Source organism: Mesocryomonas fontinalis, assembly GCF_055730125.2.
This window is the reverse complement of record NZ_JBUZWG020000013.1, coordinates 38,127-56,285: the sequence shown is the minus strand read 5'-3', so window position 1 is coordinate 56,285 and position 18,159 is coordinate 38,127. Positions and strand designations below refer to the sequence as shown.

The following is an 18,159-nucleotide window of genomic DNA, read 5'->3' as shown; positions in this document are numbered from 1 at the left end:
TCAATGGCAGTCAGGGTCGCCGCTGGGTCCCCGCCAGCGTTCATCGTCTTGTTAAGTAAGATGCTTACGAACGGTCAACGCCTGCGACAATTTGTAGATCGTAGGCGAAGACACGGTCTGCGGCCTTCACCGCGGGGAGACATGATATGTCTATGCGTCTCCTGCGCTCTAAACAGCATTCATCATTCCACGGCTTGGCCTGTCTGATTGCTTTCCTTATACTGGGTGCAGAAGCGAATGCGGATCCGATCCAGGGTGCGGGCTCGACCTTCGCGGCGCCGATCATTCAGAAATGGTCGAAGGACTACGAGACCGCACGGACCGACGGTGGCGACTTCACCTCGCCGGACTGGAAGGTCGATTACGAGCCAGTCGGATCCCTTGCCGGGATCATGCGTCTCGACCAGCCGGAACTGGACTTCGCCGCCACCGACGTGCCGTTGGCACCCGCCGATCTGGCCAAGCACGGACGGCAGCAGTTCCCGATCGTCATGGGCGGGATTGCGGTGGTCGCCAATCTGGACGGGATTGAGTCCGGCGCGCTTCGTCTAAGCGGTGCGGTGATCGCCGACATCTATCTTGGCAAAATCGCCAAGTGGTCCGATCCCAAGATCAGCGAGCTCAACCCAGGTCTCCAACTCCCGGACAGCAAGATCACGGTTCTCCATCGTCTGGACGGTTCCGGTTCCACGTTCGCCTTCGCGACGTTCCTTTCGGCCGCCAGTGCCGAGTGGAAGGAAAAGGTCGGCGCCGATACCCTGCTCACGTGGCCCGCCGGGAAGGGTGCCGAAGGCACCGCGGCGCTGCTCTCCGCCGTGGGCGCGACAACGGGCGCGATCGGATACGCGGACTATGGGCAGGCTCGCCGTGCGGAGTTGCCGTTTGCGGCGATCGAGAACAAGGCCGGGCAGTTCGTGACGCCCGAACCCGCAGGCGTCGCGGCAGCCGCCGCCGGCGCCGACTGGTCCGCGGCGAACAGCTTCTTTGGTAGCTTGGGCGATGGCGGCGGTGACGACGCCTATCCACTGAGCGTCGCCACTTTCGCCGTCGTGCCCGTCTCGGGTCGGCCCACGGAGCGGTACCGCCGGGTCCATGACCTCTTCCGCGTGGCCTTTAAGGAAGGCGCCGACGATGCGCGGGCACTAGGCTACGTGCCGCTGCCGCCAGAGTTGGCCTCAAGGATCGAGAGCTACTGGTCGACCGTCCCCGTCGCGGCGAAATAGGCAGCGGGCCTGGCGGGACGGCATGACCAACGTGACTGAAACAGGGCGTCGCGCTGCCAGCCATGCGCGCGCAGGGGAGTGGCGTAATGGATATCGATATCTTCAAGGACATCCTCGTTCCGGTGATCGGGGGGCTCGGCATCTTCATGCTCGGGCTCGAGTTCATGGCCAACGGCATCCAGGCGCTGTCGGTCAACAAGATGCGCGCCTTCCTCGCCAAAGCCGCCGGCACACCGATCAAGGGCGTCCTCGCCGGCACCTTCATCACCGGGATCATCCAGTCCTCGACCGCGATGACCGTCATGGTGGTCGGCTTGGTCAACGCGGGCGTGGTCGGTCTCAGGCCCGCCATCAGCGTGATCATGGGCGCCAACATCGGCACCACGCTCGGCAACGGCCTGATCGCGCTGCCGCTCGGACCGCTCGGACTCATCCTCGCGGGCGTCTTCTCGCTGGTCTACTGCTTCTCGCACAGCGAGAAGGTCCGCAACATCGCGCTGGCGTGCATGGGCTTCGCCCTCATCTTCTACGGTCTCAACCTGATGACAGGCGGCCTGCGCCCGTTGCGCAACATGCCGGAGGTGATGGACCTCTTGCAGACGCTCCGGGCGGACTCCTTCCCCAACCTCCTGACCTGCGTGCTGATCGCCGCTGGCGTCACCGCCATGATCCACTCCTCCTCGGCGACCATCGGCATCGTCATGGGCCTCGGCGCGGCGGGCGTGCTCGACTGGACGACGGCCGTCGCCTTCTCGCTTGGGGCTGACCTCGGCACCACGATCACCTCGTGGATCGCCTCGCTGAACCTTTCGAAGAACGCCAAGCGCGCCGCCTACGCGCACATGTCGTTCAACATCATCGGCGTCTGCGTGACGGTGCCGCTGTTCTTCGTGTCAATCGAGGTGTTGCGCTGGGCGATGCAGTTCTTCGGCGGGGATCCCGGCGTCGCCGTCATCGTCGACGGCAAGGAAACGTTCCCGCTCGTTCCAGTGGCGGTCGGCCTCTACTCCACCTTCTTCAACGTCTTCAACGTGCTTCTGCTCTTCCCCTTCATCGGCGTCTTCGACCGCGTGCTGTCTCGCATCGGGCATAGCTCGGCGGAGGACGTCGAGGACTACTCGATCCCGCGTTTCCTCGACCAGAAGCTCGCGGGCGACTTTGCCGCGGCGATCCCGGCGGTCCAGAAGGAAACGGCCCGTCACCTCGAGGCCGGGGCCTTGTTCCTCGACATCGCGCGCAAGAGGAACGAGGCTCCCTCGGATCCGGGAGCGCACTACCTCGCTACCGACATCCTCAGCCGCGACATCCGCACTTACACTGCGGACCTGATGAAGAACGACATGCCCTACCAGCAGCTCGATCTCGTCGCGAGCCTTATCGAAGAAGCCGACTTCACCGCCGCGCTGACCGAGTCCCTGCATCAGGTTGCCCGGCGCGTCCGGCGCGAGACATTCGGTCCGGAAGCGGAAAGTATCGTCCAGACGGCGTTGGACAGGCTCGACGCCGACCTTGGCGCGATCTTGCCGAAGCACGGCGTCGCCGATGCGCGGCTTCCCGTTGGCCACGTGGCTTTCCCGGACGTCTCCAAGTTGCGCGCGCAGACGCTCGCCCTCGGCCCAAATGCCGGCGCCGGCGAACGCGGTACGATTCTCGCCCTGCTCGGTTCGGTCGAGCGGGCGGTGCTCTTGGTCGAGCGCATCGACGCCGAGCGGAAGTCCGTCAACCGCCAGGCGGTCCTGGCGCAGGCGGTCGCGCAGCGAAACAGCCGTGACGAACGGTCGACAGACCATGGTGGCATGGCCCCAGTCCCAGCGTAGTCACTAAAGCCGAACCGGGACGCGGACACCGCGACCCGGTTCGTTGCGAAGATGCGCTATCCGACTACCGCTTCCGGAATCTCAGACGGGGTGTTCGGTGCCCATGTCGTCGAGCTCGGCACGCGCGGCATCTGCTTCGCTCCAGGAGATTTGAAACTCAATCTCCTCCCGGCCGTCCTCGCGCTCGTGCTCGACCGAGTAGACGGCATCGGCAGGAACGAATACACGCTCGCCGGCAATCTGGATCGCGAACGGCTTTTCGCCTTCAAGGGCATCGGCGAGCCGACGCAGCTTCGCGACGTACTCGCGGATGGGGTAGACCTTGTCGATGTCGCGATTGGGTTTCATGGCAGTTCGCCTTCTCGAATGGAGTGACTCGGGACCGGGATAAAAAGCGGTGTATGAGCCTCTCGCTCGGGCGATCCACTTCGCCATCTCTGTGCCGCCGATGGGACGATGCAGTGGTTCGGAGACGTCCCGATGACGTGGAATGGCGGCTGAGAACATCGTCTTCGAGGTGAGCGCGATCCTGCTGCTGTCGATTTCGGCCGCCAGCATTGCTCGAGGGTCGTAAGACCGCGGGGGATCCGATCGGAGGTGACATCATATCTCCCCGGATCAAGTCATCGACCGCCCTGCCGCGCTTCACATCGCGGATATCAAACCCAGCTAGTAACCAGAAGAATCTCGTGACATCTGAAAGTCCCACATGAGCTCGCCCCAAATTCCGGAAGCCGTAGTGGCATGATGACGGACGGCTTCACGACTGCGAAAGCGTTCCGCCATCACGCAGGCCTGCCGATCCAGTACGTTTCCGCCCGAAGCGGGATCTCCGTCAGCAGGCTCATTGGAATCGAAGGTGGCCTGGTTGCCTCCGGGGACGAGAAGGCCGCTATCGGCAAAGCGCTCGATCTACCAAACGGCGCCCTTGCATGATGTCGTGACCCTTGGGCGTCACTGAGAACGGCGAGGGGGTCCAGTATCGACAGGACACCGATTGCGAGCTTAAGGCTTCCGCAATGTCGCGATGGGATGCTGCGTGCCGCGACGAACCGGGACCCTGCCATGACCACGCCCTGCGAAGGATGCCAGAGCGGCGTAAAGCTGAACTTCGACTTCTCGATGGCCTTCCAGCCGATCTACGACGTAGGGCGAGAACGGGTCTGGGGCTACGAGGCGCTGATCCGCGGCACGGCTGGAGAGGGCGCCTACGCTATGCTCTCGCGTGTCTCGCCCGAGCAGCGCTACCGCTTCGACCAGGCATGCCGAGTGAAGGCTATCGAGCTCGCTTCCCGCTTGTTCCCGTCTGACGGCGACCTGAAGCTCTCCATCAATTTCATGCCGAACGCCGTCTACGAGCCGGCCGCGTGCCTGCGCGCGACGCTTGCCGCCGCCAACCGTTTCGGCTTCCCGAAGTCGGCGATCATGTTCGAGTTCACGGAGGACGAGGAGGTATCGGACCCGATGCACCTCACGCGGATCATCACCGAGTACCGCAAGCACGGGTTCGTCACCGCGATCGACGACTTCGGTGCGGGACACGCGGGCCTCGGGCTGCTCGTCGAGTTCCAGCCCGACCTCATCAAGATCGATATGAAGATCGTCCGGGGCATCAATACCAGCCGCGCGCGGCAAGCGGTGGTGGCAGGCATCGTCGGCATCGCACGGACCCTCGACATCATCGTCTTGGCTGAGGGCATCGAGACGGAGGAGGAGTTCCTCGTCCTGAAGGCGGCTGGTGTCCGGCTGTTCCAAGGCTACTGGTTCGCCCGTCCGGCCTTCGAGGTCCTGCCGTCCATTGGGCTCGGAGCACGGCAAGCCGTGAGCGACAGGGCCACGTCGGCGTCACGTTGAAGAAAGCGATTGGTCAAGCACCGCTGAAATCTCTTAAAGGATCGCGTAGGGCGCCTGTGTCGGGACGCCGGCCTGTCATGGTGGCAGCGCGTGGGCCTCGCCAACGGCAACCAAATTAAGCGACGCTTAACCCCGTTCCTTGGGGAAACGTTCTTTAAGGGCGTGCAAAGCTACATTTGCCGACGACGCCCTTTCAACGTCCGCTATTCGGTTCCGGGGAACGCGGCATGGTCGACCATCAAAGAGACGTTGAACGCATCGGGGTTCTCCTCGAACTCGCGATCCTTGACACCCCTGCGGAACGCGAGTTCGACGCTTTGGCGTCCCTTGCGAGTCGGCTGTTCGGCACGAAGGCCTCCTCCTTCACGTTGATCGACCGGGACCGCCAATGGTTCAAGGCACGCGTCGGCATGCCGTCCCCGGAGACCGCGCGGAAGCCCGCCCTTTGCAACTGGGTTGTCGAGAACGAATGCTCCCTCGTCCTGCCGGACGCGACTCTCGATCCCCGTTTCGCCTCCAGCCCGCTTGTTTGCGCGGACCCCAAGATCCGATTCTACGCAGGGGTGCCAATCTCAGCTCGCTCGACGAACGGTGTCCGTGTTCCGGTGGGGACGCTTTGCGTCATCGACGACCAACCGCGGGAAATCCTCGATGACGAGCTCGTGGCCCTCAAGGAGCTTGCCTGCATCGCGGAGGCCCTGCTGGAGGCGCGGATGGCAGCGCGGCGTGCCGTCGAGGTAGCCCTCGCCAAGGAAGAGGCCAACAAGGGTCTTGCCCGCGAGCGGCGCCTGTTCAAGCAGGCCGAGCGCATCGCTGACATGGGGTCCTGGCGGCTGACGCTGGCCGACGACAGCATGGAGTGGTCGGACGGGGTTCATGCCATCCACGACCTACCCATCGGATGCACGCCGTCGCTTGACGCCGCCATGGCCTTCTACCCGAAGGCCGATCGCCTTCGAGTTGCCGAAGCGCTGGCCGCTAGCATTGCAAGCGGCGAAGCCTTCGAGGCCGAGGCGGACTTTGTCACAGCGAAGGGCAGCCTGAAGCGGGTTCGCTGCATGGGCGATGTCGAGAAGGTGGGCGACACGGCCGTCGCGGTCATCGGCGTCATGCACGACATCACCGATCGCCACCGGATGGAGGAGGAACTCCTGCGCATCAGCAGGACCGACGACCTCACGGGCCTTGCCAACCGGGCGGAGTTCAACCGGGTGCTCGACAGGCGGTTGAACGAGGCATCGTCGTCCGGGAGCGCTCTCGCTGTACTGCTGATTGACCTAGACGGCTTCAAGGCAGTGAACGACACCTTAGGGCACGCCATGGGCGACGAAGCGCTGCGTCGCATTGGCGAGCGCCTTCGTTCGCCGACTTTCGCCGACTGTTTTGCTGCCCGACTCGGCGGCGACGAGTTCGCGTTGATCGTGACCGGGGCGAGAGATCCCGATGCCTTCCAGTCTATGATCGACACCCTGCTGGTCGACCTGCGCGTCTGGATCGGGGAACCCGGACGGATCCTTCCCGTAAGCGCCACGGTAGGGTGCGCTTGGTCGAGCGACGTGCCGGGAGGGCGGGAGAAGCTGTTGAAGTGTGCGGACGCCGCCCTGTACTCAGCCAAGCGGACACAGAAAGGCACGGCCTCCCTCTACGTCCCGCCGGCCCGCATGGCTGCGGCGTCGTAAGCCGTCGAGGACGATCGGTTCGCCGAGTGCCTCGTGTCTCCTCATTGTCCGAGCGTCCACGCTCGACTTCAACGCGTTGCTGACGTCGACACGATTGACAACATTTCGCCCTATGAAAAACTGTCTTGAGAAAGCTCGACAGCACCTTCGCTGCGCGTTCCGATCCGTCCCGCCGCGACATGGTCAGGCGGCTGGCAAAGACGCCGGGCTTGACCGTCACCGAACTCGCCGCGCCGCTGCCGATCGGCCCGCCCACCGTGATGAAGCACCTCGACGTCCTGTAGAAGGCTGGCTGCTCTTGTCGACTTCGCTGACAAGACTCGCTGTCGTCAGGCAGTCCAGGTTCGCTTCGGCATCGTCACCGCGCCCGCCGGTGCAGCGCTCGTAAAGCGGATGGTCGGCGAAGCGTCCCGCACGGGCGATGTCGCTGTTGGCGGATTGCAGATGCCCACCCGGCAACGACCGTCGGGGGCGAGCGGCGGCGGTCCTTGCGCGGCCCGTCGCCGCACGCTTCGGCTACGCCTGACGCGACGCCGACCGAGCCTTCGGCTTTTTCGTCCGCGGCGTGATCGGTGCGTCTCTCTCGTCCGAGGAACGGCTGTCGATCGCGAGGTCCTGGATGCGCTTGGCCTTTTCCGGGTCGGCGTCCATGCCGCCCGTCAACGCGTAGAACGCCGCCTGCACCACCTTCTTTTTGGACGCGCCGGGATGGCGATGACGAACGGCGGAGATGATGTCCTTCGCTTTGGTGCCCGGCGTCGCGAGTTCCTGAACGGTCGCGGCTATCTCGTCAATCTTCGACATGGGCGGATCCTTTGTCATTGAATTGTCATGAGCCCTCACCGAGGCGGCTGTCACAGTCAACGGTTACGCTTCCTGGTCCCTGTCGCCGGAACGTCATCGTGAGAGCCTAGTCTTGCCGTGAACCTGCGGAGGACACGCCATGCCGTACCGTCTCGTGAAGGGCCGTTATTGGGTCGTCGCCTACTCGCCGGACGGCGACACGATCCGCTTCGAGCCGGACGACCGGGAGGCTCTCGGCGACCTCCTCGACGACGCCCGGTTCAACGTCCGCGGCCATGTTCCGCTGAGGCTGGAGGGCATCGACGCTCTGGAAAGCCATTACTCGCCGCCGTCGGGTGGCGGAGCGCTCAGCCAGCCGATGCCGCTGGCCCAGGCCGCGACGGATTTCCTCCTCGACTTCGTTGGGATCAGGGACGTCATCTGGACGGCTGAGAGGCGCTCGATCGCCTCGGCGGCCGATGGCGCCCCCGGCCACATCCTGACTCGTTCGGTCGACAAGTACGGTCGCGTCATCGCCTTTGCGTTCGCGGGCGACGCCGACGAGGAGGACGGCGACGACGTGTTCCTCGACGCCGCCGGGCTGGAGACGAGCTACAACACGGCGACCCTTGCGGCTGGCCTTGTCTACCCGACCTTCTACTGGGGCCTCTTCGCCGACCTCCGGAACGTCATGGCCGACGCCACGCGCACGGCACGTGCGGATCGCAAGGGCGTCTTCGGCGAGGACGCGACGCAGACGGGCGTGACGGTGACGTCGCTCGCCTCGATCACGGACGACGCCGTGATCCTGCCGAAGCTCTTCCGCCGCCTCTCGGACTTCATCGTGGCGACCGGATCGGTCGAGGACTTCGACGCCGCGATGGAAGCCAACCGCGAGCCCGTGCTGGACCTCACGACCAGCAACTTCACCCACTTTGACACCTTCATCGAACAGGACGGCGACACTGTCCGCATGACGCGCCTGCCCGAGGAGATCGTCTTTGACCCTATGCCGAACCGCGAGACGGCGAGCCTCGGCACGATGCTGGAGATGGCGATGGTCGACGGCGACATCATCGACGAAACAGAGACCGACGAAGGAGTGCCTGCATGAGCAACACACCCGGCATCAGCCCGATCACGACCGACATCGAGGACGTCCGTCATTCCGACGAGGACGGGTTCTTCGGCGACAAGGGCAACGGCAACGTACCCGACGACAAGACGGACGAGGACGACGAGGCAAACAGGATCGCCGAAGACGCGCAGGGCCGGATCGTCAATCCTTGAGGTCCATGGGGAGCACCTTCGGGGCGAAGCGTCCCGACATCGCAATGACATCGATCGTTGCTACGGAAGTGGCTCGTTTCGCAAACACGGCGGTCGATGCCATGCACACGTCCCATCCGGTTTTCGGGGACCTCGTCACGTCGAACAGGCTGGTGCGCGGTGGGCGTTGGGTCTTCCGCAGCACCATTGTACGGTTGGACGACGTACTTGCCGACCTAAGCCGGGGAATGACCCTGCAAGGCGTGTGGGAGAAGCATGGGGCGCTGGACCGCCATGACCTCGAGGCGGTCGTCGGGCTGGCGCTCGGCGAACATGCCCATGCGCTCCGCGGTCAAAATAAGGACGACCCAACCCGCGAGGGCAGGAGCGAGGACCGAAGCGAACCGAGGCGCCGCGTCGCGGCTTGATGTTGCCGATCGGCGCCTCATTGTCCGAGCAGCCCGTGAAACGCCCGGTCCACGCCGCGCACCGAAGCGCACGGGGCTTCGCCAGCCAAACTCGAGATAGAACGATGGAGCCGCTGATGCCCCCGAAGTGGCCGCCAGCCGATGCCATGACCCTCCACGAGCTTGGTGTCGCCGACCCCGACTGCGGGTTCGACCCGGACGGGTTTCTCGACGGCCCGCCCGCGGATGCCGATGATGGCGTGTCGTTCTTGGACGCTTCTGACGACGCCGACCCGCTTGACGGCGGCGACGGTCAACCGCCGTCGTCGCGACTGTGAACGGCCAGTCCGTTCACGTCGTCTTCAATGCCGGAGCGGGCTCGGCATCGAAGCTCGGCGTTTCGCCCCAATCCCTGCTCGAACGCTTGCGTTCGGCGGGGGCGGGTTCCGTCGACGTCGATGCCGATGCGGCCAGACCGCTCGTCGACCGCGTCCGCACAGCGGCAGGCGGTAACGCGGACATCGTCCTCGCCGCAGGAGGCGACGGGACCGTCACGGCGGTCGCCTCGGGCCTCGTCGGAACGGACAAGATACTCGCGCTCCTGCCCTTAGGAACCGCCAACCTCCTCGCGCGCGACCTGAAGATCCCGCTCGATCTCGACGGCGCGATCACCGCCCTGTCGGAGATGGAGCCGTTGACGATCGACGTCGGGGAGCTGAACGGCCGTGTCTTCCTGCACAAGGTGGTCGTCGGCTTCGCTCCGGCGGTCGCGGCCGGCCGCGAGCGGATCCGGGAACGCACCGACCTCTCCGCGCTCTTTGGCTTCTTGCGCTACTTCAGTCGACAGGTCATGCGGCCCCACGACCTGCGCTTGGAGTTGGAAACCGACGGCGGGGTGGCGGAGCCGATCCGCGTCCAGTCCATCGCGGTGGCCAACAACGCCTACGACGAGGGGCTCGGACTGCTTTTCTCCCGATCTACGTTGGATGGCGGACATCTGACGGTCTACACCGCGCGTCATCTCGGGATGGTGGACATCCTCCGGCTGTCCGCCCGCATGGCGTTGGGTTCCTGGCGCAAGGACGACGCGCTGACCGAGCGCAAGGTCGCGACGGCCGTCATTCATTCGCAACGCAAGCTGCTTCAGGTCATGATCGACGGGGAAGTGGAAAAGATGGAGACGCCGCTCCGGTTTCGCATTTCGCCGGGAGCACTGCGCGTGCTGGCGCCCGCGGTCCGACCAGAACCTACGCATGTCGGCGAGGGCACGACCTGATGCGCCTGGCGCACTTGTCCGACCTCCACTTCGGGCGGCACGATCCCGTTCTCGCCGAGGCACTCGTTCGCGACCTCCAGGCGCTAGCGCCTGACCTCGTCGTCGTCAGCGGCGACTTCACGCAGGACGGGACCGAGGCCGAGTTCCGGCAGGCTCGTGCCTTCCTGGACGATCTCTCGCTTCCGACGTTCTGCGTTCCCGGCAATCACGACGTTCCCGCCCGCAACCTCGTCGAGCGGCTCGCCAGGCCTTACCGCCGCTATCGAAGCTTCATCGCGGACGAACTGGAGCCGTTCCTCAAACTCGGCGACGTCGCGGTCGGCGGGATAAACACGTCGCGGGCATGGAGAGCCGAACTCAACTGGGCGCATGGTTCAGTCAACCGATGCCAGCTCGAAGCGTTGGCAATGCGCTTCGAGGAAAGCCGGGCCAGCGTGCGGATCGTCGTTGCGCACCATCCCTTGCTCTTGCCGGAGACCCCCTCCGGCATGCGTGTCGTGCGACGGGCCGACGAAGCTATCGCCGCTCTCGCCAGCATGCGCGTCCGCTTGGTCATGTCAGGCCACTTCCACCTCGCCTACGTACGGGAGCACGGCGCGATGGGCGAGGTTCGCGAAGGGCAACCGCCAACCGGGGCCCGCCAGGCAGCAGGACAGCCAATCCTCGTCGCGCAGGCCGCGAGCGCCATCTCGACGCGGCTGCGTGGAGAACCCAACGCCTACAACTGGATCGAGATCGACGAGGTCAGAACCTCGGTGACCGTCCGGTTTTGGGACGGGGAGGCTTGGCTGGAGCGATAGTCGTCTGGCGGCGGCAGCTTGATCCGTCTGCGGCCCGACCTTCCCGGCTTCTTCCCTGATTTCACGTCGCATCACCCGTTTGGTCTGCATAACGCAGTTGCGAAATCATGTTGCATTGCGGAACGAGCGGGACTCCCACGCTATTCGGTCCTGGTTCAGGGACGCGAGGCTAGCATGGACAAACTTCCGATCGATATCGATCGTTACATGTAATGGGCACCCGACTGGGTGTCGAGCCTCCTCCTCCTCGGGGTCGCCGTCCTCTTGGCTTGTGGCCTGCACCGTTTCGTGTTCCGGACTGTCATGCGGATCGTTCAGACACGCAGCCTTTCCACGCGCTCGCTCGTGTCTCGGACCAAGAACCCGACGCGTCTCGCGTTCATGACGCTGGCGGTCGCGTCCGTGGCTCCCGCTGCGCCACTGTCGAACGACATGGCCTTGGTCGTCACGCGCCTGACCACCGTCGACTTCGTTGTCCTGATCGGTTGGTTCGTCCGGACGGCGCTCCACATCTGGACCACGATTCACCTGCGCCGCTTCAAGCTGGACTCCGAGGACAACCTCCTCGCCCGCAAGCACGCCACGCAGTCGCGGATCCTCCAGCGCGTCGCTGAGACACTTATCCTCGTTGTCACGATCGCCGCCGCCCTGATGACCTTCGACAGCGTCCGACAGTACGGCGTCAGCCTGTTGGCCTCGGCGGGAGCGGCCGGCCTCGTCGCGGGTCTCGCCCTTCAGCCGATCCTCAAGAACCTCGTCGCGGGTATTCAGCTCGCCATCACGCAGCCCATCCGGTTCGACAACGCGCTTCTCGTCGAGGGGGAGTGGGGCAACGTCGAGGAGATCACCTCGACTGACGTCGTTGTTCGCCTGTGGGACTGGCGCCGTCTTATCGTGCCACTCAGCCACTTCATCGATAAGCCCTTCCAAAATTGGACGCGCGAGGGCGCCGCGTTGATCGGCACCGTCTTCCTATATACCGACTTTACCGTGCCCGTCGCGGCACTGCGCAAGAAGCTGGAGGAGGTCGCCCACGCCTCGAAGCTCTGGGACGGGCAGGTCGTGAACCTCCAGGTGACGGACCTCAAGGAGAGAACGATGGAAATCCGGATGCTCGTCAGCGCCAACAATTCGGGCAAGGCATTCGACCTTTGGTGCGAGGTGCGGGAAGCCATGATGGGCTTCCTACAGCAGGAGTATCCGTCGGCGTTGCCGAGGACGCGAACCGACCTGGCGGGTCTGGTTCCTGCGGTCCAAGCGACTGCACCGTTGGGGCAGGATGCGACAGCCATGCGTCAGTAAAACGCGGCTCGAGGCGGCGACCAGGCAAGCCGGGCGCCTTTCATGTAGGCAGGATCACCCGCCGGCAGGTCCATCCCGTGTCGTCGGCTGGCTAGCTCCCATTGTTCACGATGGCCAGCTCGAGATGCGGGTTGCGCGTCAGCAACTTGCCGATCACCGGACCCAGCACGGAGGGCGCGATGGAGTTCGGCGCGTTGATCAGTAAGCTGCCGAACGGCGTATCGCGAAACGCCTGCGCATCGGAAATCATTTCTGGATTGGGTGGAAACCAGTCGGTCTGTTTCGAGTCCGGTCACACATCAAAGTGGACTTTGTATGACGCCGCAGACAAGTGACAATCGGACCTTCTGCTGATCAACAGCCCAACGGCGGCGAAGGCCAGAACTGACCCGCATCCGAGAAACGCCGTGACCAGCAGGCCGCCGTCGACACCCATCCGGTCGGACGCAAGGGCAAAGGCGAACGGCGCCGCCGAGCCGACGATCAGCCGGATCGACATAACCCGCCCTTGCAACGCCCCGTACCCTTCGGAGCCGAAGAGTGCGAGCGGCAGGGTGCCCCCGACGATGCTGTAGAGGCCGTTGCCAAGCCCGAACAGGGCGGCGAAGACGGCAGCCCCCATAGTGGACGGCGCCGTCGCGACGAGGAGGACGATTGAGGCGGGCATCAGGCCAGCGGAGATCACCGCGAGCGCCAGTGGGGACAGGTCGCGCCCGAACACCATAAGGGTGAAGCGGCCCACCACCTGCGCCGGCCCGAACACGGTGCTGACCATCACACCCGCCAGTCCTAGCCCGAGCGCCGACAGGATCGGCAGCATGTGGACCAGCACCGACGAGACCACGAGGCTCTGGAAGGCGAAGGCGATGCCCATCAGAAGGAACACCCGGGATCGGAGAAGCGGTGGCACGAGGCCCAATGGCAAGACGGCGGGGACGAGGGGTTCTACCCCACCCGTCGGGAACGGCGCGGCCATCGGCCGACGCGCCAGCCATACGTGGATGGGCAGGCAGACCGCGACGTTCATGGCCGCAAAGACGAGGTAGACCTCGCGCCACGACATCGTCCCGTGCATCCACGTCGTCAGGGGCCAGAACAGCGTCGAGGCGAACCCGGCGATCAGGGTGAGGTACAGGATGCTCCGCTGCGCCGTCCCCAGGTGACGCTGGACCAGCAAAGGGAAGGCCGCCCCATACTGGACGAACGTCGACGCGACCTCGATCGCGACGAGGGCAAGGACGAAGGCGGCGGCGGTGGGCGCGAGCGCGGCGGCGGTCAGCGCAATGGCGGCCGCGACGGACCCCGCGACCATGACGCGACCGGCGCCGAAGCGATCGAGCCAGCGGCCGGTCAACGGGGCAACGAGCCCACCCGCGAGCAGCGCCGCCGACAGAGCGCCGAATACCCACTCGATCGGCCATCCGATGTCGTGTGCCATGGCGGGGGCGAGGATGCCGAAGCTGTAGTAGAGGGTGCCATAGCCGACGATCTGGCTGATCCCGAGGGCGGCGATGTCCGCCCAAGCGCCGCGCGCGTCCCTCACCGTGACGACACGATCGGCAGCCAGACCCAAAGGGCGACGAGGGTCGCCAGCAGCACGGGCGGGGTGAGGACGAGGCCGACCTTCATGTACTGGCCCCACGTGATCGTCTGCCCCTTGCCCGCCAGAACGTGAAGCCACAGAAGGGTCGCGAGCGAACCGATCGGCGTGAACTTCGGCCCGAGGTCGTTGCCGACGACGTTGGCGTAGACCATCAGCTCCTGCGTCAGCGGATCGAGCGCCGAACGGTCGATGGCAAGCGCGCCGACGAGGGTCGCGGGCATGTTGTTCATAACCGATGCGAGTACCGCCACGACGAACCCTGTCCCAACGGTGGCGACGAACGTGCCCTGCTGGCCGAGCCAGACGAGGACCCCCGCGGCGATGTCGGTCAGCCCGGCTTTCCCGAGGCCGTAGACCACGAGGTACAAGCCGATCGAGAACAGGACGATCTGCCAAGGCGCGCCCCGCAGCACCTTGGCAAGCGGCACGACGGCGCCGCGCCCGCCCGCGAACCAGCGTCCGGCGACCGCCATCAGGACGAGGGCCGCCGCGCCGGTCACGAACGAGATCGGCACGCCGAGTGGTCCGGTGACGAAGTAGGCAACAAGGAGAAGGCCGAGGAGCGGGAAGGCTGCGCGGAACACCTGGCGGTCCTTGATGGCCTGTCCAGGGTCCTCCAGCGCGGACGTGTCGTAGCGCTCGGGGATGTCCCGCCTGAAGTACGCCCAAAGGACGAGGAGCGTCGCCGCGAGCGAGACGAAGTTCACCGGGACCATGACCGCGGCGTAGCGGCCGAAGCTGATGTCGAAGAAGTTCGCCGTCACGATGTTCACGAGGTTCGACACCACGAGCGGCAGGCTCGTCGTGTCCGCGACGAAGCCGCAGGCGACGACGAAGGCGAGTGCCCCGGCTGACGGGAAGTTCAGCCGCAGGAGGATCGCCAGCACGATCGGCGTGAGGAGCAGCGCGGCGCCGTCGTTCGCGAACACGGCGGCGATCGCGGCACCGAGCAGGACCACGAGCGGGAACAGCCGATGGCCGTTGCCGCCGCCCCAGCGCGCGACGTGGAGGGCGGCCCAGGCGAAGAACCCGGCCTCGTCGAGGATCAGCGAGATGACGATCAGCGCAACGAAGGTGAACGTCGCGTCCCAGACGATGTCCCAGACCACGCCGACATCGGCCCACCCGACGACGCCGGTGACGAGTGCGACGGCCGCGCCGGCCAGCGCCGACCAGCCGATGCCCAGGCGTCGCGGTTGCCAGATGACGAGAACGAGGGTGGCGACGAAGATCGCGAAGGCGAGCATGGGATGTCCAGAGGCGGGAGGATCAGAGGGAGCGCTGGTTCACACGCTTGGACAGGTCCTCAGCGCTCTCGACGCGCTCCGAGTATCGGTCCGTCAGGTAGGCGGAACGTCCTCTGACGAGCCAGGTGAACTTCACCAGTTCCTCGCAGACGTCGACGACGCGGCCGTAGAGCGCGGAGGGCTTCATGCGTCCGGCCTCGTCGAACTCCAGAAAGGCTTTCGGCACCGACGACTGGTTGGGGATCGTCACCATGCGCATCCAGCGCCCGAGGATGCGCATCTGGTTAACGGCGTTGAAGGACTGCGAGCCACCCGACACCTCCATGACCGCGAGCGTCTTGCCCTGCGTCGGGCGCTTCGCGCCGTCGCTGAGAGGGATCCAGTCGATCTGCGCCTTCAGGATCCCAGTCATCGCGCCGTGCCGCTCCGGGCTTACCCAGACCATGCCCTCCGACCATTCGGCAAGATCGCGCAGCTCCTTGACCTTCGGATGGTCCGGTCCGGCGCCGTCGGGCAGCGGCAGGTGCCGCGGATCAAAGGTGCGAACCTCGCAGCCGAACCAGCGGAGCAGCCGCCCGGCCTCTTCGGACAGTAGGCGCGAGAACGACCTCTCGCGGATCGAACCATACAGGACGAGGATTCGCGGCGGGTGCGTGGGGTCCCCGGGTGCCGCCAACGCCGCGACGTCGATCGGCTTGAGTTGCGTCAGATCAACGTTCGGAAGGTCGATCGATACCGGGTCGGTCATTCGCAGATCTCCCTATGCCAGAGCACCGCGAAAGCCGCACAGAGGACGCGCGCTTGCCTCGTTTCGAGCACGGACGTCGGTGCCAACGTGCGGTCGATGCGCTCGAAGCCGAGCGTCGTCAGGAACGTATCCGGCCCCGTCGTAAGCGCGAACGCCGTCCGGGCTCCGTCATCGGTAGCACGACGCATCAGCGCCTCGGTGATGTGCCTTCCGTGGCCTTCGCCGCGGCGTTCGGGAGCGACGACGATCGATCGCAACAGGACGGCGTCGCCCAGCGGCTCGTAGCCGCCGACACCGACGACCCGGTCCGACGGATCGACGAAGCGCATGAAGACGCGACCAGCCTCGTGCACGTCCTCGATCGGCAGACCTGCCGACGACAGGAGGGCAACTAAATCGGCGTCCGGTCCGGCAACGGTGCCGACAAGGCTCATGAGGCGGATCCGACTGACACGGTCTCACCGTCCTCCTTGGTGAAGGTCGCTACCGGGTTGTCGAGGAGCGGCAGCACCTTTTCCGACGGACGGCACAGCGCAACGCCCTTGTCCGTCACCACGATCGGGCGCTCGATCAGGATCGGGTGCGCCAACATCGCGTCGAGCAGCTCCTCGTCGCCGAGGGCTGGATCGTCGAGGCCAAGCTCCCCGTACGGCGTGCCCTTTTCCCGCAGGATGTTCCGGGGCTTCATGCCCATGACGTCGAGCAGCTCGATCAGCGTCTCCCGGCTCGGGGGCGTCTTCAGGTACTCGACGACCTGCGGCTCCTCGCCGGACTGGCGGATCATCTCCAGCGTGTTGCGCGAAGTGCCGCAGTCGGGGTTGTGGTAGATCGTGACGGTCACTGGCAGGTCTCCGGTGTGCAGGCGGAAAGAGGGCTGGTGAGGTCGCCGCAGATCTCCGGATTGCCGGAACAGCAGTCGTCGACGAGATAGGCCAGGAGCTGGCGCATGTCGTCGTAGCTCGCCGCGTAGAGGATGCGGCGACCGTCCCGCCACGACCGCAGGAGCTTCGAGCGCTCCAGCGTCGCGAGATGGAAGGACATGCGGGTTGGGGTGATCGACAGGGCCTCGGCGATCTCCCCTGACGGCATTCCGTTCGGACCCGCGCGGACGAGCACGCGGAAGGCCGCGAGACGGTCGGCATGGGCAAGGGCGGAGAGAGCGGCTACGGCTGCATCATCGAGCATGAATGCGATATTGCAAACATCGTTGTAATGTTCAAGCGTTGATGGACAGTATCTTGTGGCTAACAGGGCTCCTTGCTTCGTTACGGATCGTGGATTGGACACTGGGAAACGCGCAAGTCCTCTCGCAAGAATGTCGGCTTTCGATCGGCGCAGAAGTCCGGGCTCTACGACTTCAAAGGGTCGATAGCGGTCAGGCTGATTCCCGTAGTGCATGACCAGCTCGGGCGTCGGCCCGTCACCACGACAGCCCCCAACTGAAATGAAACAACGCGCCGCTTGGAAGTCGACGCTTTGCCTCGACGCCGCCGGGGGGTGGGACGACGACGTCATTCGTGATGGGTGGGGGCGGTCGCTAGGACAACAGCCGGCGCTCTTTTGAATCAGCGGCACCGGACCGATCGATCACGTCGCGCGCCGCGGCGTCGAGGATGCTCCTCGACAGCGTATCGTCGTTGACCGTGCGCGAGAGGACGAGGGCGCCGATCATCGTCGACGCGATCGCCATGGCACGCTCGCGGCGGTCCCGGCCGTCTTCCGGCAGCAGGGCCTCCAGGTAGTCCAGATGCGCCGTGACTCCTTCCTCGAGCGGTGCACGGACCGCCGGCCCTGCACGGGCTGCGTCCGATCCGAGAGCGGCGATCGCGCATCCAACGTCAGTCGCATCGCGGTGTTCGACGGACAGGTAGCAACGCACCAGGGACGCCAAAGGCCGTTCCGGATCCCTAGCGACGAAAGCCCGCCAGTGGTCCTGCATCACCGCGACCGCGCGTCGACAGGCGTTGACCGCCAGGTCCTCCTTGGAGGCGAACTGCTTGTAGAAGCCGCCCTGCGTCAGCCCGGCGCCCTTCATCAGATCGGAAAGCCCGATGCCGTCGAAGCCGTGCTTGCGGAACAGGCGGCTCGCGACGTCGATAACCCGCGCTCTGTTCTCGTCGGCCTGTGCCCGGGTCACTCTCACCGCGATCT

23 protein-coding genes are annotated in these 18,159 nt (G+C 65.3%); 13 read left to right on the top strand and 10 right to left on the bottom strand.

Annotated features, from left to right (window positions below):
• Positions 1 to 146 precede the first annotated feature (146 nt).
• Positions 147 to 1,223, top strand: coding sequence for a phosphate ABC transporter substrate-binding protein PstS (gene pstS, locus ACZL02_RS23780; protein ID WP_472941198.1), 1,077 nt, complete (start codon positions 147 to 149; stop codon positions 1,221 to 1,223).
• Positions 1,224 to 1,309: 86 nt separating this feature from the next.
• Positions 1,310 to 3,040 carry a Na/Pi cotransporter family protein gene (locus ACZL02_RS23775; RefSeq protein WP_472941197.1) on the top strand — a complete coding sequence of 577 codons (1,731 nt, stop codon included), beginning with the start codon at positions 1,310 to 1,312 and terminating at the stop codon, positions 3,038 to 3,040.
• Positions 3,041 to 3,121: 81 nt separating this feature from the next.
• Here ACZL02_RS23775 and ACZL02_RS23770 read toward each other — a convergent pair whose 3' ends face one another.
• Positions 3,122 to 3,388, bottom strand: a complete 267-nt coding sequence (locus ACZL02_RS23770; protein WP_472941196.1) for an amphi-Trp domain-containing protein — start codon at positions 3,386 to 3,388, stop codon at positions 3,122 to 3,124.
• A gap of 396 nt (positions 3,389 to 3,784) precedes the next feature.
• Here ACZL02_RS23770 and ACZL02_RS23765 point away from each other — a divergent pair, with 396 nt between their 5' ends.
• The 4 genes from ACZL02_RS23765 to ACZL02_RS23750 all read left to right on the top strand — a co-directional run bounded on the left by ACZL02_RS23765 (position 3,785) and on the right by ACZL02_RS23750 (position 6,857).
• Positions 3,785 to 3,976: a helix-turn-helix domain-containing protein gene (locus ACZL02_RS23765; RefSeq protein WP_472941195.1), complete on the top strand. Its 192-nt coding sequence runs from the start codon at positions 3,785 to 3,787 to the stop codon at positions 3,974 to 3,976.
• 129 nt (positions 3,977 to 4,105) lie between these two features.
• Entirely contained in the window at positions 4,106 to 4,894 is a 789-nt protein-coding gene (locus tag ACZL02_RS23760) for an EAL domain-containing protein (RefSeq protein WP_472941194.1), read from the top strand.
• A gap of 227 nt (positions 4,895 to 5,121) precedes the next feature.
• Positions 5,122 to 6,573 carry a sensor domain-containing diguanylate cyclase gene (locus ACZL02_RS23755; protein WP_472941193.1) on the top strand — a complete coding sequence of 484 codons (1,452 nt, stop codon included), beginning with the start codon at positions 5,122 to 5,124 and terminating at the stop codon, positions 6,571 to 6,573.
• A 125-nt stretch (positions 6,574 to 6,698) separates the two neighbouring features.
• A complete protein-coding gene (locus tag ACZL02_RS23750) occupies positions 6,699 to 6,857 on the top strand; it encodes an ArsR/SmtB family transcription factor (RefSeq protein WP_472941192.1) in 159 nt (52 codons plus the stop codon).
• Between the two features lie 232 nt (positions 6,858 to 7,089).
• Here ACZL02_RS23750 and ACZL02_RS23745 read toward each other — a convergent pair whose 3' ends face one another.
• The gene (locus tag ACZL02_RS23745; RefSeq protein ID WP_496258579.1) at positions 7,090 to 7,437 is read right to left on the bottom strand and encodes a hypothetical protein; all 348 of its coding nucleotides are present in this window, start codon (positions 7,435 to 7,437) and stop codon (positions 7,090 to 7,092) included.
• A 79-nt stretch (positions 7,438 to 7,516) separates the two neighbouring features.
• Between ACZL02_RS23745 and ACZL02_RS23740 the strand changes: the two genes are divergently transcribed.
• The 7 genes from ACZL02_RS23740 to ACZL02_RS23710 all read left to right on the top strand — a co-directional run bounded on the left by ACZL02_RS23740 (position 7,517) and on the right by ACZL02_RS23710 (position 12,410).
• On the top strand, positions 7,517 to 8,470 hold the full coding sequence (locus ACZL02_RS23740; RefSeq protein ID WP_472941190.1) for a thermonuclease family protein: 954 nt from the start codon (positions 7,517 to 7,519) through the stop codon (positions 8,468 to 8,470).
• Positions 8,467 to 8,646, top strand: a complete 180-nt coding sequence (locus ACZL02_RS23735) for a hypothetical protein (RefSeq protein WP_472941189.1) — start codon at positions 8,467 to 8,469, stop codon at positions 8,644 to 8,646. The genes ACZL02_RS23740 and ACZL02_RS23735 overlap by 4 nt, the downstream gene beginning before the upstream one ends.
• Before the next feature lie 44 nt (positions 8,647 to 8,690).
• Positions 8,691 to 9,053 (top strand): DUF433 domain-containing protein, encoded by a 363-nt coding sequence (locus ACZL02_RS23730; protein ID WP_472941188.1) that lies wholly within the window; start codon positions 8,691 to 8,693, stop codon positions 9,051 to 9,053.
• A gap of 104 nt (positions 9,054 to 9,157) precedes the next feature.
• Positions 9,158 to 9,370, top strand: a complete 213-nt coding sequence (locus ACZL02_RS23725) for a hypothetical protein (protein ID WP_472941187.1) — start codon at positions 9,158 to 9,160, stop codon at positions 9,368 to 9,370.
• A complete protein-coding gene (locus ACZL02_RS23720; RefSeq protein WP_472941186.1) occupies positions 9,367 to 10,308 on the top strand; it encodes a diacylglycerol/lipid kinase family protein in 942 nt (313 codons plus the stop codon). Before ACZL02_RS23725 ends, ACZL02_RS23720 begins: the two co-directional genes overlap by 4 nt.
• Positions 10,308 to 11,108, top strand: coding sequence for a metallophosphoesterase family protein (locus tag ACZL02_RS23715; protein ID WP_472941185.1), 801 nt, complete (start codon positions 10,308 to 10,310; stop codon positions 11,106 to 11,108). The genes ACZL02_RS23720 and ACZL02_RS23715 overlap by 1 nt, the downstream gene beginning before the upstream one ends.
• Before the next feature lie 303 nt (positions 11,109 to 11,411).
• Positions 11,412 to 12,410 carry a mechanosensitive ion channel family protein gene (locus ACZL02_RS23710; RefSeq protein WP_472941184.1) on the top strand — a complete coding sequence of 333 codons (999 nt, stop codon included), beginning with the start codon at positions 11,412 to 11,414 and terminating at the stop codon, positions 12,408 to 12,410.
• Positions 12,411 to 12,501: 91 nt separating this feature from the next.
• Here the strand turns inward: ACZL02_RS23710 and ACZL02_RS23705 are convergent, their stop codons facing one another.
• The 8 genes from ACZL02_RS23705 to ACZL02_RS23670 form a co-directional block, all read right to left on the bottom strand.
• The gene (locus ACZL02_RS23705) at positions 12,502 to 12,660 is read right to left on the bottom strand and encodes a hypothetical protein (protein ID WP_472941183.1); all 159 of its coding nucleotides are present in this window, start codon (positions 12,658 to 12,660) and stop codon (positions 12,502 to 12,504) included.
• A 42-nt stretch (positions 12,661 to 12,702) separates the two neighbouring features.
• Positions 12,703 to 13,977, bottom strand: a complete 1,275-nt coding sequence (gene arsK / locus ACZL02_RS23700) for an arsenite efflux MFS transporter ArsK (RefSeq protein ID WP_472941199.1) — start codon at positions 13,975 to 13,977, stop codon at positions 12,703 to 12,705.
• A complete protein-coding gene (locus ACZL02_RS23695; protein WP_472941182.1) occupies positions 13,950 to 15,260 on the bottom strand; it encodes an arsenic transporter in 1,311 nt (436 codons plus the stop codon). Before ACZL02_RS23695 ends, arsK begins: the two co-directional genes overlap by 28 nt.
• 22 nt (positions 15,261 to 15,282) lie before the next feature.
• Positions 15,283 to 16,008 carry an arsenical resistance protein ArsH gene (arsH, locus tag ACZL02_RS23690; RefSeq protein ID WP_472941181.1) on the bottom strand — a complete coding sequence of 242 codons (726 nt, stop codon included), beginning with the start codon at positions 16,006 to 16,008 and terminating at the stop codon, positions 15,283 to 15,285.
• Positions 16,005 to 16,442, bottom strand: a complete 438-nt coding sequence (locus ACZL02_RS23685; RefSeq protein ID WP_472941180.1) for a GNAT family N-acetyltransferase — start codon at positions 16,440 to 16,442, stop codon at positions 16,005 to 16,007. Before ACZL02_RS23685 ends, arsH begins: the two co-directional genes overlap by 4 nt.
• A complete protein-coding gene (arsC, locus tag ACZL02_RS23680; RefSeq protein WP_472941179.1) occupies positions 16,439 to 16,849 on the bottom strand; it encodes an arsenate reductase (glutaredoxin) in 411 nt (136 codons plus the stop codon). Before arsC ends, ACZL02_RS23685 begins: the two co-directional genes overlap by 4 nt.
• Positions 16,846 to 17,193 (bottom strand): ArsR/SmtB family transcription factor, encoded by a 348-nt coding sequence (locus tag ACZL02_RS23675; protein ID WP_472941178.1) that lies wholly within the window; start codon positions 17,191 to 17,193, stop codon positions 16,846 to 16,848. The genes arsC and ACZL02_RS23675 overlap by 4 nt, the downstream gene beginning before the upstream one ends.
• A gap of 352 nt (positions 17,194 to 17,545) precedes the next feature.
• On the bottom strand, positions 17,546 to 18,151 hold the full coding sequence (locus tag ACZL02_RS23670) for a TetR/AcrR family transcriptional regulator (RefSeq protein WP_472941177.1): 606 nt from the start codon (positions 18,149 to 18,151) through the stop codon (positions 17,546 to 17,548).
• Positions 18,152 to 18,159: the final 8 nt, after the last annotated feature.

What these genes read in the sequence shown, in the direction of transcription:
- ACZL02_RS23675 (WP_472941178.1), bottom strand. Translation starts at nt 17,193, where the DNA reads ATGCTCGATGATGCAGCCGTAGCCGCTCTCTCCGCCCTTGCCCATGCC.
- ACZL02_RS23770 (WP_472941196.1), bottom strand. Translation starts at nt 3,388, where the DNA reads ATGAAACCCAATCGCGACATCGACAAGGTCTACCCCATCCGCGAGTAC.
- ACZL02_RS23705 (WP_472941183.1), bottom strand. Translation starts at nt 12,660, where the DNA reads ATGATTTCCGATGCGCAGGCGTTTCGCGATACGCCGTTCGGCAGCTTA.
- ACZL02_RS23725 (WP_472941187.1), top strand. Translation starts at nt 9,158, where the DNA reads ATGGAGCCGCTGATGCCCCCGAAGTGGCCGCCAGCCGATGCCATGACC.
- ACZL02_RS23685 (WP_472941180.1), bottom strand. Translation starts at nt 16,442, where the DNA reads ATGAGCCTTGTCGGCACCGTTGCCGGACCGGACGCCGATTTAGTTGCC.
- ACZL02_RS23715 (WP_472941185.1), top strand. Translation starts at nt 10,308, where the DNA reads ATGCGCCTGGCGCACTTGTCCGACCTCCACTTCGGGCGGCACGATCCC.
- ACZL02_RS23740 (WP_472941190.1), top strand. Translation starts at nt 7,517, where the DNA reads ATGCCGTACCGTCTCGTGAAGGGCCGTTATTGGGTCGTCGCCTACTCG.
- ACZL02_RS23760 (WP_472941194.1), top strand. Translation starts at nt 4,106, where the DNA reads ATGACCACGCCCTGCGAAGGATGCCAGAGCGGCGTAAAGCTGAACTTC.
- ACZL02_RS23775 (WP_472941197.1), top strand. Translation starts at nt 1,310, where the DNA reads ATGGATATCGATATCTTCAAGGACATCCTCGTTCCGGTGATCGGGGGG.
- ACZL02_RS23710 (WP_472941184.1), top strand. Translation starts at nt 11,412, where the DNA reads ATGCGGATCGTTCAGACACGCAGCCTTTCCACGCGCTCGCTCGTGTCT.
- ACZL02_RS23730 (WP_472941188.1), top strand. Translation starts at nt 8,691, where the DNA reads ATGACATCGATCGTTGCTACGGAAGTGGCTCGTTTCGCAAACACGGCG.
- pstS (WP_472941198.1), top strand. Translation starts at nt 147, where the DNA reads ATGTCTATGCGTCTCCTGCGCTCTAAACAGCATTCATCATTCCACGGC.
- ACZL02_RS23765 (WP_472941195.1), top strand. Translation starts at nt 3,785, where the DNA reads ATGATGACGGACGGCTTCACGACTGCGAAAGCGTTCCGCCATCACGCA.
- ACZL02_RS23755 (WP_472941193.1), top strand. Translation starts at nt 5,122, where the DNA reads ATGGTCGACCATCAAAGAGACGTTGAACGCATCGGGGTTCTCCTCGAA.
- arsH (WP_472941181.1), bottom strand. Translation starts at nt 16,008, where the DNA reads ATGACCGACCCGGTATCGATCGACCTTCCGAACGTTGATCTGACGCAA.
- ACZL02_RS23735 (WP_472941189.1), top strand. Translation starts at nt 8,467, where the DNA reads ATGAGCAACACACCCGGCATCAGCCCGATCACGACCGACATCGAGGAC.
- ACZL02_RS23695 (WP_472941182.1), bottom strand. Translation starts at nt 15,260, where the DNA reads ATGCTCGCCTTCGCGATCTTCGTCGCCACCCTCGTTCTCGTCATCTGG.